At 67.6% G+C, this 15,097-nt stretch carries 13 protein-coding genes and 2 pseudogenes; 10 read left to right on the top strand and 5 right to left on the bottom strand.

Annotation, left to right across the window (positions count from 1 at the left end; translation table 11 throughout):
• The first annotated feature begins 32 nt into the window (after positions 1-32).
• Positions 33-2,186 carry a glycogen debranching protein GlgX gene (gene glgX / locus G6N27_RS24605; RefSeq protein WP_163780990.1) on the top strand — a complete coding sequence of 718 codons (2,154 nt, stop codon included), beginning with the start codon at positions 33-35 and terminating at the stop codon, positions 2,184-2,186.
• A gap of 24 nt (positions 2,187-2,210) precedes the next feature.
• Here the strand turns inward: glgX and G6N27_RS24600 are convergent, their stop codons facing one another.
• The 4 genes from G6N27_RS24600 to G6N27_RS24585 all read right to left on the bottom strand — a co-directional run bounded on the left by G6N27_RS24600 (position 2,211) and on the right by G6N27_RS24585 (position 4,823).
• Entirely contained in the window at positions 2,211-2,492 is a 282-nt protein-coding gene (locus tag G6N27_RS24600) for a hypothetical protein (protein ID WP_163780988.1), read from the bottom strand.
• Positions 2,493-2,565: 73 nt separating this feature from the next.
• A complete protein-coding gene (locus G6N27_RS24595; RefSeq protein WP_232064792.1) occupies positions 2,566-2,892 on the bottom strand; it encodes a DUF3253 domain-containing protein in 327 nt (108 codons plus the stop codon).
• Positions 2,893-3,015: 123 nt separating this feature from the next.
• A complete protein-coding gene (locus G6N27_RS24590; protein WP_163780979.1) occupies positions 3,016-3,972 on the bottom strand; it encodes an electron transfer flavoprotein subunit alpha/FixB family protein in 957 nt (318 codons plus the stop codon).
• Positions 3,973-4,022: 50 nt separating this feature from the next.
• On the bottom strand, positions 4,023-4,823 hold the full coding sequence (locus G6N27_RS24585; RefSeq protein WP_163780977.1) for an electron transfer flavoprotein subunit beta/FixA family protein: 801 nt from the start codon (positions 4,821-4,823) through the stop codon (positions 4,023-4,025).
• Between the two features lie 251 nt (positions 4,824-5,074).
• On the opposite strand from G6N27_RS24585, the gene G6N27_RS24580 reads away from it, so the two are divergent.
• From G6N27_RS24580 to G6N27_RS24565, 4 genes are read left to right on the top strand one after another with little or no spacing between them, the layout of a single operon-like run.
• A complete protein-coding gene (locus tag G6N27_RS24580) occupies positions 5,075-5,872 on the top strand; it encodes a class I SAM-dependent methyltransferase (protein ID WP_163780975.1) in 798 nt (265 codons plus the stop codon).
• A 20-nt stretch (positions 5,873-5,892) separates the two neighbouring features.
• Complete coding sequence (locus tag G6N27_RS24575; protein WP_163782316.1) at positions 5,893-7,404, top strand: 1,4-alpha-glucan branching protein domain-containing protein; 1,512 nt, start codon at positions 5,893-5,895, stop codon at positions 7,402-7,404.
• Positions 7,401-8,645: a glycosyltransferase family 4 protein gene (locus G6N27_RS24570; RefSeq protein ID WP_163780973.1), complete on the top strand. Its 1,245-nt coding sequence runs from the start codon at positions 7,401-7,403 to the stop codon at positions 8,643-8,645. The genes G6N27_RS24575 and G6N27_RS24570 overlap by 4 nt, the downstream gene beginning before the upstream one ends.
• Positions 8,646-8,684: 39 nt before the next feature.
• On the top strand, positions 8,685-10,037 hold the full coding sequence (locus G6N27_RS24565) for a TIGR01777 family oxidoreductase (protein ID WP_163780971.1): 1,353 nt from the start codon (positions 8,685-8,687) through the stop codon (positions 10,035-10,037).
• On the opposite strand, the gene G6N27_RS24560 is transcribed toward G6N27_RS24565, so the two are convergent.
• Entirely contained in the window at positions 10,034-10,657 is a 624-nt protein-coding gene (locus tag G6N27_RS24560) for a TIGR03085 family metal-binding protein (protein WP_163780969.1), read from the bottom strand. The two genes, G6N27_RS24565 and G6N27_RS24560, sit on opposite strands and share 4 nt — an antisense overlap.
• A gap of 214 nt (positions 10,658-10,871) precedes the next feature.
• On the opposite strand from G6N27_RS24560, the gene G6N27_RS24555 reads away from it, so the two are divergent.
• The 5 genes and pseudogenes from G6N27_RS24555 to G6N27_RS25765 form a co-directional block, all read left to right on the top strand.
• Entirely contained in the window at positions 10,872-11,984 is a 1,113-nt protein-coding gene (locus tag G6N27_RS24555) for a polyprenyl synthetase family protein (RefSeq protein ID WP_372512956.1), read from the top strand.
• Between the two features lie 28 nt (positions 11,985-12,012).
• Positions 12,013-13,542, top strand: coding sequence for a phytoene desaturase family protein (gene crtI / locus G6N27_RS24550; protein ID WP_163780967.1), 1,530 nt, complete (start codon positions 12,013-12,015; stop codon positions 13,540-13,542).
• Positions 13,539-14,480 (top strand): phytoene/squalene synthase family protein, encoded by a 942-nt coding sequence (locus G6N27_RS24545; protein WP_163780964.1) that lies wholly within the window; start codon positions 13,539-13,541, stop codon positions 14,478-14,480. Before crtI ends, G6N27_RS24545 begins: the two co-directional genes overlap by 4 nt.
• A pseudogene (locus G6N27_RS24540) lies at positions 14,480-14,791 on the top strand (lycopene cyclase domain-containing protein); the annotation flags it as partial. The gene G6N27_RS24545 and the pseudogene G6N27_RS24540, both read left to right, overlap by 1 nt.
• Positions 14,790-14,875, top strand: a pseudogene (locus tag G6N27_RS25765) (sirohydrochlorin chelatase); the annotation flags it as partial. The pseudogenes G6N27_RS24540 and G6N27_RS25765, both read left to right, overlap by 2 nt.
• Positions 14,876-15,097: the final 222 nt, after the last annotated feature.

Below are 15,097 nucleotides of genomic sequence, written 5' to 3'. Positions count from 1 at the left end.
GGCTTCGCGGCCCTCCGAGGAATGAGGGCGCTGTGACGGAAACCGCGGAATCGACCCGATCGGTGCGCATCGAGCAGTGGCCCGGGAAGGCCTACCCGCTCGGCGCCACCTACGACGGGTCGGGCACCAACTTCGCGCTGTTCAGCGAGGTCGCCGAGCAGGTGGAGCTCTGCCTGTTCGACGCCGACGGCACCGAATCCAGGGTGACCCTCAACGAGGTGGACGGCTTCGTCTGGCACGGCTTCCTGCCCGCCGTCGAGCCGGGTCAGCGCTACGGCTACCGGGTGCACGGGCCCTACGACCCGGCCGCCGGGCAACGCTGCAACCCGAACAAGTTGCTGATCGACCCGTATGCGAAAGCGATCGACGGCAATTTCGTGTGGCACCAGGCGCTGTTCAGCTACAACTTCGGCGAGCCCGACAGCCGCAACGACGACGACTCCGCGCCGCACATGCCGAAGTCGGTGGTGATCAACCCGTACTACGACTGGGGCAACGACCGCCCGCCCGGCCACGAGTACGCCGACACCGTCGTCTACGAGGCACACGTCAAGGGACTGACCCAGCTGCACCCCGACATTCCCGAACGGATGCGCGGCACCTACGCCGGCATCGCCCATCCGGTGATCATCGAGCACCTGAAGGGCCTGGGCGTCACCGCCATCGAGCTGATGCCGGTGCACCACTTCGCCAACGACTCCACGCTGATCGACAAGGGACTGTCAAACTACTGGGGCTACAACACAATCGGCTTCCTGGCTCCCGACTCCAAGTACGCCTCCAGCACGACGCCGGGTGGCCAGGTGCAGGAATTCAAGACCATGGTCCGCGCCCTGCACGAAGAAGGCATCGAGGTCATCCTCGACGTGGTGTACAACCACACCGCCGAGGGTAATCACCTGGGTCCCACGCTGTCGATGCGCGGCGTGGACAACGCGGGGTATTACCGGTTGGTCGACGACGATCAGCGGTACTACATGGACTACACCGGAACCGGCAACAGCCTCAACGTCGGCCATCCGCACACGCTGCAGCTCATCATGGATTCGTTGCGGTACTGGGTAACCGAGATGCACGTCGACGGCTTCCGCTTCGACCTGGCTTCCACACTGGCCCGCGAGTTCTACGAGGTCGACCGGCTGAGCGCGTTTTTCGAACTGGTGCAACAGGATCCGGTGGTCAGCCAGGTCAAGCTGATCGCCGAGCCGTGGGATGTCGGCCCGGGTGGTTACCAAGTCGGCAACTTCCCGCCGCAGTGGACGGAGTGGAACGGCAAGTTCCGCGACACGGTTCGCGATTACTGGCGGGGCGAGGCGGCGACGCTCGGCGAGTTCGCCTCCCGGCTGACCGGCTCGGCCGATCTCTACGAGTCGACGGCGCGGCGCCCGGTCGCATCGATCAACTTCGTCACCGCGCACGACGGCTTCACGCTGCGGGACCTGGTGTCCTACAACGAGAAACACAACGACGCCAACGGCGAAGACAATAACGACGGCGAGAGCCACAACCGATCCTGGAATTGCGGAGTCGAGGGGCCGACCGACGATCCCGAGATCAATGCGCTGCGCGCCCACCAGCAGCGCAATTTTCTTGCGACAACGCTGCTGTCGCAAGGGGTTCCGATGATCTCACACGGCGACGAGCTCGGCCGCACGCAGGGCGGCAACAACAACGGATTCTGCCAGGACAACGAGATCACCTGGGTGCACTGGGACAAGGCGGATGAGGAGTTGTTGGAGTTCACCCGGTCGGTGTCGGCGCTGCGCGCGGCGCATCCGGTGTTTCGGCGTCGTCGATTCTTCAAAGGGGTGCCAGTCCGCCGGCGAGGCGTCGAAGGACTACCCGACATCTCATGGTTCCGGCCCGACGGCTCCGAAATGGACGACGAAGACTGGGGTTCGGGTTTCGGCAAATCCGTCGCTGTCTACCTGAACGGCCTGGGCATCCCCGACCTCGACACCCGCGGGCAGCGGGTGACCGACGACTCGTTCTTCCTGTGCTTCAACGCCCATCACGAGCCCATCGAGTTCACCCTGCCGCCAGAGGCTTTCGGGACAGCGTGGACGTCTGTCATCGACACGTCCGCCGTACCGGAGGATTCAGAGCAACAGGGATCAATTCCGGCCGGTAATGCGGTCATGGTGGCCGCGCGCGCGATGGTGGTGTTGCAAGCCGACGGCGAGTGAGCCGTCGGCGCAACCGATTCCGGGTCAGCCGTGCGGTGCCTCGGAGATCTTGCTGTCCGGTTTGCCGAGCGTCTGGCAGTACGTCGCGGCCGACAGCCGGGTCGCGGTAACCTGCAAAGTCGCCGGGTCGGCACCGCTCTTGTCCTTGAGCATCTTGCTGACTTCTTCATTCTGCTTCTTCTCGTCCTGCGAGACGAAGTCCTTGCACTTGGTGTCCCCACCGGTGTTGATGATCTGGGACGCTGAGCATCCGCTGAACATCAACGCGGCGATCGCAATCGCGACAGGCGCCGTTGCCTTCATCATCGAGCCCTTTCCTTGAGCGACGTAGCACCCACTAGTACACCGCTGCGTGCGATTTCAAACCTATACGCGGCGATCAGGGTTTCACCCGGATACGGATCGGCCCCCGCAACTCGCCATCCGGGTCGACGATGTCACCGCGCTGGGTGATCTCCACCTTGCCGTCACGGGCCAATTTCAATGCGATACCGCGGCTCTCGGTATTCAGCTCTCGCCAACCCTCGCCGCCGACGGCCCGGGCCGCATCGGACGGGCAGATGCTGGAATCCGGCCCGCGACGCTGAGCGAGGGCGAGGATGGCAGCCCGCAACCGGGTTGCGGTGGCCCCGCCGCCCAGGGCGGTGCGGGCCGCCGGATCGCCGCTGTCGGCCATACCCGCCAGCTCGCGGTGCGGATCGCTCACAGCACCAGGCTAGAGAAAGCGAAAGCCCCCGACACGCCTGGCGTGCGGGGGCTTTCGCGCATCGTCGTCAGCCCTTGCAGAATTGGCCGACTCCTCCTCGCCCGCCTCGCGGGCGCATCGTCGTCAGCCCTTACGGGTCTTGACCGCCTCGGTCAGCTGCGGCGCGACCTTGAACAGGTCGCCGACCACGCCGTAGTCGGCGATCTCGAAGATCGGCGCCTCTTCGTCCTTGTTGACGGCGACGATGGTCTTCGATGTCTGCATGCCGGCGCGGTGCTGGATCGCCCCGGAGATGCCCAGCGCGATGTACAGCTGAGGGGAGACCGTCTTGCCGGTCTGGCCCACCTGAAACTGGCCCGGGTAGTAGCCCGAGTCGACCGCGGCGCGTGACGCACCGACCGCGGCGCCCAGCGAGTCGGCGAGCTCCTCGACCACGCTGAACTTGTCGGCGCTACCGACACCGCGACCACCGGACACCACGATGGTGGCCTCGGTGAGCTCCGGACGGTCGCCCTGCACCGCGGGCTCGCGGGCGGTGATCTTGGTGGCGTTCTCGGCAGGCTCGGGGACCTCGACCTTGACCTGCTCACCCGCGCCGTCAGACGGCTCGGCCTCGATGGCGCCTGGACGCACGGTGATCACCGGGGTGTCGCCGTTGGCCTGCCCCTCGACGGTGAACGCGCCACCGAAGATCGACCACACCGCCTTGTTGTCGGGCTGCACTTCGACCACATCGACCAGCAGACCCGACCCGATGCGAGCGGCGAGCCGACCCGCGATCTCTTTCCCGTCGGCATTCGCGGCCAGCACAACGGCTGCCGGAGTGGCGGATTCGGCCAGCGATGCGAGCACGTCGACGGCGGGCGTGATGAGGTAGTTCTCCGCGTTGTCGGACTCGGCGACGTAGATCTTGGCGGCACCGGCCGACTTCAGCCCGTCGATCAACGGCTCGGCGGTGCCGGGCTTGCCCACCACGACCGCGGCGGGCTCACCCAGAACGCGTGCGGCGGTGATCAATTCGGAGGTGACTTTCTTGATAGCGCCGTCAGCGTGCTCGACGAACACAAGTACTTCAGCCATGAGTTATTCGCTGTCTTTCAGTTAACGGATTTCGGTTTCGGTGAGCAGTCTCAGATGATCTTTTGACCGACCAGGTACTTGGCGATCTCGTTTCCGCCCTCGCCCTCGTCGGTGACTTTCTCACCGGCGGTCTTGGGGGGCTTCGGGGTGGAGTTGAGCACCTTGGAGCCGGCGTTCGCCAGCCCGACCTCGTCGGCCTCGACACCGATCTCGGCCAGCGTGAGCTTGGTGACTTCCTTCTTCTTGGCGGCCATGATGCCCTTGAAGGACGGGAAGCGCGGCTCGTTGATCTTCTCGTTGACGCTGACCACCGCGGGCAGATTCGCCTCGACGATGAACACGCCGTCGTCGGTCTCGCGCTCGCCGGTGAGCTTGCCGTTGTCCAGCGTCAGCTTGCGCAGGTGGGTCAGCTGCGGCAGGCCCAGGTACTCGGCGATGACGGCCGGCACCGCGCCGCCGGTTCCGTCGGTGGCCTCGTTACCGGCGATCACCAGCTCGGTGCCCTCGATGGTGCCCAGCGCGCGCGCCAGCGCCCAACCGGTCTGGATAACGTCGGAGCCGTGCAGCCCGTCATCGAGCAGATGGACGGCCTTGTCGGCGCCCATCGACAGCGCCTTGCGGATCGCTTCGGTGGCCCGCTCCGGGCCGGCGGTCAGCACGGTCACCGATCCCTCGGTGCCGTCGGCGGCCTCTTTCTCCCGGATCAGCAACGCCTCTTCGACGGCGCGCTCGTTGATCTCGTCCAGTACGGCGTCGGCGGCCTCGCGGTCCAGCGTCCAATCGCCGTCGGTGAGTTTGCGCTCTGACCAGGTGTCCGGGACCTGCTTGATCAGGACCACGATGTTCGTCATGAGAGTGGCTCGTCCTCCTCGAATGAGTCCTGCAGCCGCCAGCCGCAGAACCTCTGTCACGTCTTTTGCGCCCCGCACCCGCATGTTACTGGCTGGTAACTTTGTGCGGTTCGCATTCACACCATAGCGGGTCGTCCTGCAGGTTCTGTCCCCTGTGCCTTCACAAGCGGGTTGAGCCCTCGACCCGTAGCCGGGGATACCCGCGGTGAACCATTCGCGAACCCCGACTCACGGGTTAGCCTCCCTATGCAATGAGCGCATTCATCCCCGACGTTCCCCACGCCCCGGTCGACGCCGCCCTGCCGTTGACCGGTGAGCGCACCATTCCGGGCCTCGACGTGGAGAATTACTGGTTTCGGCGCCACGAAGTCGTCTACCGGCAGCTGGCACAGCGCTGCGCCGGACGCGAGGTGCTCGAGGCGGGATGTGGCGAAGGTTACGGCGCCGACCTGATCTCTCGCGTCGCCAACCGGGTGACCGCGCTGGACTATGACGAAGCCACCGTCGCGCATGTCCGGGCGCGCTACCCGCAGGTTGAGGTCATGCACGCCAACCTGACCGAGCTCCCCCTGGCCGACAGCTCGGTCGACGTGGTGGTCAACTTCCAGGTCATCGAGCACCTGTGGGATCAGCCACGCTTCGTCGGCGAATGCGCCCGGGTGCTGCGGCCCTCGGGGGTGCTGATGGTGTCCACCCCCAACCGGATCACGTTCACGCCGGGCAGCGACACCCCGATCAACCCCTTTCACACCCGCGAGCTGAACGCCGACGAGCTCACGGAGTTGTTGGTCGACGCCGGTTTCGCGGTGGACGGGGTGTACGGGGTTTTCCACGGGCCGCGGCTCGCGCAGATGGACGCCCGGCACGGTGGCTCGATCATCGACGCCCAGATCGCCCGTGCCGTCGCCGACGCACCCTGGCCTGCGGAGCTGCTGGCCGACGTCGCCGCGGTCAGCGCCGCGGACTTCGACATCGTCGAGGCCGCGACGGACGACGCACGCCAGATCGACGACAGCCTGGACCTGGTGGCGATCGCGGTGCGCCCGTGACGGATAACGCCGTGCCCGGGATGTTCACCCTGGTCCTGCACACCCACCTGCCGTGGCTGGCCCATCACGGTCGCTGGCCGGTGGGCGAGGAATGGCTCTATCAGTCGTGGGCGGCGTCATACCTTCCGCTGCTGCGGGTGCTGCGCACCCTTGCCGACGAGAGCCGGCACCGATTGGTCACGCTGGGCGTGACACCGGTGGTCACCGCCCAGCTCGACGACCCCTACTGCCTGGACGGCATGCACCACTGGTTGGCCAATTGGCAGCTGCGCGCCGCCGAGGCCGCCAGCTTTCCGACGTCAGACCCGTTACGCGCGTTCGGCGTTCGTGAGTTCCTCGAAACCGACAAGGCGCTGGAGGACTTCACCACGCAGTGGCGGCACGGTGCGAGCCCGCTGCTGCGCAGCCTGATCGACGTGGGCACGGTCGAGTTGCTGGGGGGCCCGCTCGCGCATCCCTTCCAACCGCTGCTGACGCCGCGACTGCGCGAATTCGCGCTGCGCGAAGGACTGGCCGATGCTCGACAGCGGTTGGCGCACACACCGACCGGGATCTGGGCGCCCGAATGTGCTTACGCGCCAGGCATGGAACGTGACTATGCTGCCGCCGGAGTCAGCCACTTCATGGTCGACGGCCCGTCGCTGCACGGCGACACCGCGCTGGGTCGACCGGTCGGCGATTCCAGCGTCGTCGCGTTCGGGCGTGACCTCCAGGTCAGTTACCGGGTGTGGTCACCGAAATCGGGCTATCCCGGGCACGCCGCCTACCGTGACTTCCACACCTACGACCATCGCACCGGCCTCAAACCGGCCCGCGTGACCGGGCGCAACGTGCCGTCGGAGAAGAAGGCGCCCTACGATCCCGAGCGCGCCGACCGCGCAATCGACACGCACGTAGCGGATTTCGTCGACGTGGTGCGCGGCCGGCTACAGGCCGAGTCCGAGCGGATCGGGCGGCCGGCGCATGTGGTCGCGGCGTTCGACACCGAGTTGTTCGGCCACTGGTGGTACGAGGGTCCGGTCTGGCTCGAGCGGGTGCTGCGGGCGCTGCCGGAAGCCGGCGTGCGGATCGGCACGCTCAGCGACGCCATCGACGATGGTCTCGTCGGCGAGTCGGTCGAATTGCCGCCCAGCTCTTGGGGTTCGGGCAAGGACTGGCAGGTGTGGGCCGGTGAGAAAGTCGCCGACCTGGTGCAGCTCAACTCCGAGGTCGTCGAGACAGCGCTGGCGTGCGTCGACAAGGCGCTGGCCCAGACGGCCACGCTGGACGGACCTACCCCCCGCGACCACGTCGCCGATCAGATCTTGCGCGAGACCCTGCTCACGGTGTCCAGCGACTGGCCGTTCATGGTGAGCAAGGACTCCGCGGCCGACTACGCTCGCTACCGAGCGCATTTGCACGCCCACGCCACCCGCGAGATCGCCGGGGCGTTGGCGTCGGGCCGACGCGAGGTGGCCCAGCGACTGGCCGAAGGCTGGAATCGGGCCGACGGTCTGTTCGGTGCGCTGGACGCACGGAGGCTGCCGCGGTGAAAGTCCTGATGGTGTCGTGGGAATACCCACCGGTGGTGATCGGTGGGCTCGGCCGGCACGTCCATCACCTGTCGACGGCGCTGGCCGCAGCCGGCCACGACGTGGTCGTGTTGTCCCGCCGCCCGACCGGCACCGATCCCAGCACGCATCCGTCGTCGGACGAGATCAGCGAGGACGTGCGAGTGGTCGCCGCCGCGCAGGACCCGCACGAATTCACCTTCGGCGCCGACATGATGGCCTGGACGCTGGCGATGGGCCACGCGATGGTGCGCGCCGGACTGGCACTCAAGGACCGGCACAGCGACCAGCCGTGGCGGCCCGACGTGGTGCACGCGCACGACTGGCTGGTGGCCCACCCCGCGATCGCGCTGGCCGAATTCTACGACGTGCCAATGGTTTCCACGATCCACGCGACCGAAGCCGGCCGGCATTCCGGGTGGGTCTCCGGATCGCTGAGCAGGCAGGTCCACGCGGTCGAGTCGTGGCTGGCGCGGGAGTCCGATTCGCTGATCGCGTGTTCGGCGTCGATGGGCGAGGAGATCGACGATCTGTTCGGGCCAGACCTGGCCGACACCACTGTGATCCGCAACGGCATCGAGGCCGCGCGCTGGCCGTTCGCCCGCCGCAAGCCACGCACAGGGCCACCGGAACTGCTGTTCGTCGGCCGGCTGGAGTACGAGAAGGGCGTGCACGAGGCGATCGCCGCCCTGCCGCGGATCCGGCGGGCGCACCCGGGCACCACGTTGACAATCGCCGGCGAAGGCACCCAGTACGACTGGCTCGTCGAGCAGGCTCGTAAACACAAGGTGCTCAAGGCAACTCAGTTCGTCGGCCGACTCGGCCACGACGACTTGCTGGCGGCGCTGCACCGCGCCGACGCCGCGGTGCTGCCCAGCCACTACGAGCCGTTCGGGCTCGCGGCGCTGGAAGCCGCCGCGGCGGGGACCCCGTTGGTGACGTCGAATATCGGCGGCCTGGGCGAGGCCGTCATCAACGGTGAGACCGGGATGTCGTGTCCGCCGCGTGATGTGACCCGGCTGGCCAAGGCGGTCACCGCGGTGCTCGACGACCCGGTGGCCGCCCAGCGCCGCGCCAGAGCCGCGCGGGAACGGCTGACCTCGGATTTCGACTGGCACACGGTCGCCGACGAGACGGCGCAGGTGTACCTGGCGGCCAAGCGCCGCGAACGCCAGCCCCTGCCACGGCTGCCGATCGTCGAGCGCCCGCTGCCGGACCGGTAGCTGCGGGCACGACTTTCTCGCGCAGGTACCGTCGGCCTCATGGGCCTTGTGTACTCGAGCGTGATCGACGCACCTATCTACGAGGTGTTCGACTGGCATACCCGACCCGGCGCGTTCACCCGGCTCTCGCCGCCGTGGCAGCCGGGACGCATCGTGGCCGAAGCGGATTCACTGGAAAACGGACGCGCCGAACTCGGCCTGCCCGGCGGCCTGCGCTGGGTGGCCGACCATCAGCCGGATGGCTACGACCCGCCACGCCGTTTCGTCGATTCGATCGGCACCGAGGGTCTGGCGTCGTTGCCGCTCGGACTGGCTTTGCGGTGGCGCCACACTCACGACTTCGAAGAAGTGGACGGTGACCGGACGCGGGTCGTCGACCGCGTCGACACGCCCGTCCCGGCGAGGGCGTTGCGGTCGATGTTCCGCTACCGGCACCGCCAACTCGCCGACGACATCGCCGCACACCGGCAGGCGGCCGCTCACGGACTGGCCCCGCTGACGGTCGCGATCACCGGATCCTCCGGGCTCGTCGGCGCACAGCTGGCCGCGTTCTTGTCCACCGGCGGCCATCACGTCATCCGTCTGGTCCGCCATCCGGCTACCAACTCCGGTGAGCGGCAGTGGAATCCAGACGATCCCGATCCCGCCTTGTTGGCCGGTGTGGACGCTGTCATTCACCTGGCGGGCGAATCGATCGCGGGCCGGTTCACCGCCAAGCACCGGGCCGCGATCCTGGACAGCCGGATCGGCCCCACGCGCCGGCTGGCGGAGCTGGTCGCCACGTCCGTCGACGGGCCCAAAGTGCTGATCAACGCATCGGCGATCGGCTACTACGGCTACGACCGCGGTGACGAGACGCTGACCGAGGACAGCCAACGCGGCGACGGGTTTCTGGCCGACGTGGTCGCCGAGTGGGAGCGGGCGACGGCGCCGGCCGAAGAATCCGGTGCGCGCGTGGTCAAGGTGCGGACCGGGATCGTGCAGTCACCCGCCGGCGGGACGCTGCGCCTGCTACGGCCGCTGTTCGCCGCCGGACTCGGCGGTCGGCTCGGCGACGGCCGGCAGTGGTTCTCCTGGATCGGAATCGACGACCTGATCGACGTCTATCACCGCGCGCTCTGGGACGCCGACCTGTCCGGGCCGGTCAACGCGGTAGCCCCGGACCCGGTCCGCAACGCCGACTACACCCGCATCCTGGCTCACGTGCTGCACCGGCCGGCGCTGTTGCCGGTACCGCCGCTGGGGCCCAAGGTTCTGCTCGGCGAGCAGGGTGCCCGCGAACTCGCGCTGGCCAACCAACGGGTGCTGCCCGCGCGGCTGCAGCAGTCCGACCATCGCTTCCGCACACCGGACCTGGAGCAGACGCTGCGGCACCTGCTGGGCCGCGGCTAGAGACCGCGGGGCGCCGACCGGACAGCGGCAACGGCCTGCGGGTCGCCGTCGAACTCGAGGCGGACCGCGTCGCGACCGGCGACGAACAGCAACAGTTCCTGCGGATCGCCGGTGATCGTGACGGTGTCGCCGCGGCCAACCCGAGCGATCTGTTCGCCGTCCGGGGTCAGCAGAACCACTTGGGCGGGCATCTTGTTCAGCATCAGCCGGCTCATGAGACCGAGCTGTCGCCGCAGCAGACCCGAGGTGGACGGGTCTAGCACCCGCGGCTGCCATCCGTCGACCGCACGACGGACGTCCTCGTGGTGAATGAACATCTCACCAAGGTTGGCCACCGGGTCCAGCAATTTGAACGGTGAATAGATCGGCGGGCCGGACGACACCAGCCGGAGCAGGTCCTCCCAGCTCTTCGACCGGGCGACCTTGTCCTGAACTTTTTCGGTGTAGCCGGCCAGCAGCGACACCATGATGCCCGGGGTCGCATCCATCCGGCGCTCCCGTATGACCAGGTGAGCGGCTAAATCCTTGGTGGTCCAGCCTTCGCAGAGGGTGGGCGCATCCGGGCCCACGGCGATCATGGTCTGCACGAGTGCGGCTCGCTCGCGCTGGGCTGCGGTCATGGGACCCACACTAGGCGAGGCGGCTGCTATGGCGAGCGAGCTAGAAGTTCATTAAGTTAAACTTTAACCTTGTGAACTTAACCTGGCGAGGCCGGGCTGAGCGTGTTTGTCTTGGTGATCAGGGAGGTACCCGCGCGTGAGCCTGAGCCGTACAGGTTGGTCTCCGGCCGATCCGACGAGAGGGAGCCCAGTGAGCGAGCTTCGTGCGTTGTCGCTGGCCCCGTCCGTGCAGCCGGATGAGCCGGATCAGGGTAGCTGGTCGGCTCCCGGGCACTTCGATGTGTGGCGAATCGGGTTGCGCCGCAAGGTGCTGACTCACGTCACCGAATTCGTCGCCGACCGGTGCTCCGCCGAACTCGACGCCTCGGGCATGGAGGTCGCCGGCGACATCCTGGTCAACTTCGTCACCGGCGGCAAATGCCTGCGCTCGACGTTCATGTACCTGGGCTGGCTCGCTGGGGCGTCGGACAGCGACGAAGCGCTGTTCGCGTCCGCCAGCCTGGAACTTCTGCACGCCTTTGCGCTGCTGCAGGACGATGTGATGGATGCGTCGTCGTCGCGTCGCGGCCACCCCGCCGCGCATATCCAGTTCAGCCGTTGGCACCGCCAGCGCAAGCTGTCGGGCTCGGCCGACCGGTTCGGCGAATCGGCGGCCATCCTGCTGGGCGATCTCTGCCTGATCTGGGCCGAGCAGATGCTGCGCGAAAGCGGCGTCGAGTACGGGCGTCTGCAACGGGCATGGCCGCGCTACGACGCGATGCGTGCCGAGCTGGCCATGGGCCAGTTCGCCGATCTCGCAAACGATGTCCGCGACCTGCCGTCGATGGCCGAGGTGTTGGAGGTCGCGCGACGCAAGTCGGGCAACTACACCGTGCGGCGGCCGTTGGAGATCGGTGCGGCGATGAGTGGCTGCGGCGATCGCACGGTGTCCGGGCTGGGACGCTACGGCGAAGCGGTGGGTGAGGCATTCCAGCTGCGTGACGACGTGCTGGGGGTGTTCGGCGCCGAGACGGTCACCGGCAAACCCGACGGGCAGGATCTCATCGAGCGCAAAGCCACCAGCGTGGTGATCGCCGCACACCATCTGGCCGACCCGCCAGTCCGCACGCAACTCGAGAGGTTGATGAACAGCGGTGACCTCGACGGCGGCGCGATCGACAGTTGGCGAGACCTCATCGTCGCGACGGGTGCGGTGCGGTGGATCGAGGACACCATCAACGACCGGGTCGCGTCGGCGCTCCGGGAACTCGACGCGCTGGCGATCGACGAACCGGTGCGAACCGCACTGACGAACATGGCCGCGGTGTGCACGGAGCGTGTCGAATGATGCTGTCGCGCCGAGGAGTTGTGCGCTGATGCGGACAGTTCAGGGACCGAGCAGTCGGGTCGTCATCGTCGGCGCCGGCTTGGCCGGCCTGTCCGCGGCGCTGCACCTTGCCGGACGAGGCCGCCAGGTCACCGTGGTCGAGCGGGAAAGTTGGCCGGGCGGACGGGCGGGCCGGGTCGACGTCGGCGGCTATCGGATCGACACCGGGCCGACGGTGCTGACGATGCCCGACATCATCGACGACACCTTCGCGGCTGTCGGCGAAACCACCTCCGCACGGCTGGATTTGATGACCGTCGATCCGGCCTACCGGGCGCAGTTCGCCGACGGCAGCAGCCTCACCGTGCACAGCGACGCGGACCAGATGGCACATGCGATCGAAGAGTTCGCCGGCGCCAAGCAGGCGGACGGCTACCGGAACCTGCGCGACTGGCTGACCAGGTTGTATCGCACCGAGTTCGACGGCTTCATCGCCAGGAACTTCGATTCCCCACTGTCGCTGGTGAATCCGCAGCTGGCCCGCTTAGCCGCGATCGGCGGATTCCGCAAGTGGAACACCATGGTCAACCGCCACATCACCGACCCGCGGCTGCAGCGGGTCTTCACCTTCCAGTCGCTGTACGCCGGCGTGGCCCCCCGGCAGGCCCTGGCGGTCTACGCGGTGATCGCCTACATGGACACCATTGCCGGAGTGTTCTTCCCCCGCGGCGGCATGCGCGCCCTGCCCGACGCGCTGGCCGCCGCCGCGGCCGATGCCGGCGTGCACTTCGTCTACGACTCGACGGTCACCGGTCTGGAACGCGCCGGCGACCGGGTGGTGGCTGTGCACACCGATCAAGATCAGCGCATCGCTTGTGACGCAGTCATTTTGACCACCGAACTGCCCACCACCTACACCCTGCTGGGCCGCGAGCCACGGCGTGTCGGGCGCCTGCGCCCCGCGCCTTCGGCCGTCGTCGCGCACATCGGCCGGCGCCGATCCCCGTCGGCGAACCCTGCGCTGGCACACCACAACATCGTGTTCGGCGGCGAGTGGGACCAGACCTTCACCGACATCATCCGCGATGGCCGGCTGATGCGTGACCCGTCGCTGCTCATTACCAACCCCACCGCCAGCGACCCGAGCCTGGCCCCGCCCGACCACGACCTGTTCTACGTGCTCGCCCCGGCGCCCAACCTCGAGCGCGGGAATGTCGACTGGTCGCGGATCGGCGACAGCTACACCGAACAGCTGATGGATGTGGTTGCCGCACGGCTGATTCCGGGCCTGCGTGACGGCGCCGAAGTGCTGCACGTGGTCAACCCCCAGGACTGGGCCCGCCAGGGAATGGTCGCAGGCACGCCATTCGCGTTGGCCCACACGTTCGCGCAGACCGGGCCGTTCCGTCCGGGCAACATGCCGCGTGGCGTGGACAACGTGGTGCTGGCGGGATCGTCGACGGTACCCGGTGTCGGCGTGCCCACCGCGATGATCTCCGGGCGGCTGGCCGCGGACCGCATCACCGGCGCGGTCGACCGATCGGCACCCACCGTCGTGGCGGAAGCCGGCCGGTCATGATCCGCACCGAACTCAGCGCGGCAGGCATCGACGACCCGGAACTGCGCGGCGCGTACCGACGCTGCCGCACCCTGAACGCCGCGCACGGCCGGACCTTCTTCCTGGCAACGAGATTGCTCGCACCGGACCAACGTCCGCCGGTGCACGCACTGTACGGGTTCGCCCGTTACGCGGACGACATCCTGGATGACTTCGATCCCAACCTGGACGCCGCGAGCCGGGCGGCGCGGCTGCAGCGGCTGTCCGATGAGTTCTTCGCCCACAACGAGCATCCGGACAACCCGGTGCTCGCCGCCGTCGAGCACACCGCGCGGCGATATGGCATTCACGACGAACTGTTCGACGACTTCCTGGCTTCCATGCGGATGGATCTGACGATCACCGATTATCCCGACCGCGACGCGCTCAATCTGTACATGAAGGGCTCTGCGGAAGCCATTGGGCTGCAATTGCTTCCGATTCTTGGGACGATCGGCGAGCCCGACGAGGCCGCCCCCTACGCGGCGGCGCTGGGCAGAGCCTTCCAGCTCACCAACTTCTTGCGCGACGTCGACGAAGACCTGGCCCGCCAACGCGTTTATCTTCCCGCCGATGAACTGGCCGCCCACCACGTCGACCGGGATCTGCTGATGTGGTGCCACACCAACCGGCGAACCGATCGCCGGGTGCGCGACGCGCTCGCCGAGCAGCACGAGGTAGCCCGCCAGGTTTACCGGTACGCCGCAAGCGGAGTCGATCTCTTGGCACCGCGGTCGCGGCCGTGTGTGGCGACGGCGCTGACGCTGTATTCCGACATTCTCGACTGCATCGAAGACAGCGACTTCGCGGTGTTCACGCAGCGCGCGACCGTGGGCAACGGGCGACGGCTGCGAGTGGCCGGCGCCGGCCTGCTCCGGTCGTGGCGGGCCCGGCTGACCCACCCGGCCGGTGCGGCGTAATGGATCGCTGGCAATACCTGATCGTGCTGGCCGCGTGCCTGGCGATCACGTTGCCGCTGGAGATCTTTCGCCCCGGCGTCTACCGTCAGGCATGGCGGGCTGTGCGCGCAATTTTGCCTGTCGCCGCGGTATTCGTGATCTGGGACGAGGTGGCGATCGCCGCACACATCTGGAGATACAACCCCGACTACATCACCGGGGTGACCATCCCGTTCCAGATGCCGATCGAGGAGGTCCTGTTTTTTCTGGTGATTCCGTTGTGCGGCTTGCTGACCTACAACGCGGTCAGCGCTATCCTCGAACGGCTCAACACCGCCGGCGACGAGGCAGAGCGCAGCGATGCTGAGGAGCGGCGCAGATGACCGCCGGCGACGAGGCAGAGCGCAGCGATGCAGAGGAGCGGCGCAGATGACCGCCGGCGACGAGGCAGAGCGCAGCGATGCTGAGGAGCGGCGCAGATGACCGCCGGCGACGAGGCAGAGCGCAGCGATGCAGAGGAGCGGCGCAGATGACCGCCGGCGACGAGGCAGAGCGCAGCGATGCAGAGGAGCGGCGCAGATGACCGCCGGCGACGAGGCAGAGCGCAGCGATGCAGAGGAGCGGCGCAGATGACCGCC

Source organism: Mycobacterium cookii, assembly GCF_010727945.1.
In the GTDB taxonomy this organism is placed as follows: Bacteria; Actinomycetota; Actinomycetes; order Mycobacteriales; family Mycobacteriaceae; genus Mycobacterium; species Mycobacterium cookii.
Note: the sequence above shows the minus strand (reverse complement) of the source record. Positions and strands in the feature narration are given on the sequence as shown.